This window comes from Bacillus cereus group sp. BfR-BA-01356 (assembly GCF_022663635.1).
Taxonomy (GTDB): Bacteria; Bacillota; Bacilli; order Bacillales; family Bacillaceae_G; genus Bacillus_A; species Bacillus_A cereus.
On the sequence record NZ_JAKUFX010000329.1, the window covers coordinates 1 to 218 of the forward strand.

Consider the following 218-nt stretch of genomic DNA (forward strand, 5'->3'; position numbering starts at 1 on the left):
TCGAGAGATTCATAAGAAAACGTCATCCTTTCTAGTCTAGCTTTTTTAGAAAGAATAACGTTTTTTTACACTTGGGGGTAGTGAAGATTTTTAAGTTGATGGGCATGTGCTATATAGCCCAGAAAAGCCTAATTTAGATGAGTTTAAACTATATATCACTAAGATTTTTTATCAAGAATTTGAATTGAAATACTTATTATTAAGTTTAAAAAAACAAT

Annotated in this window: 1 pseudogene; it reads left to right on the forward strand. The window is 28.0% G+C overall.

Annotated elements, in window-relative coordinates:
- Positions 1 to 106: 106 nt before the first annotated feature.
- A pseudogene (locus tag MR168_RS33245) lies at positions 107 to 218 on the forward strand (DUF1878 family protein); the annotation flags it as partial.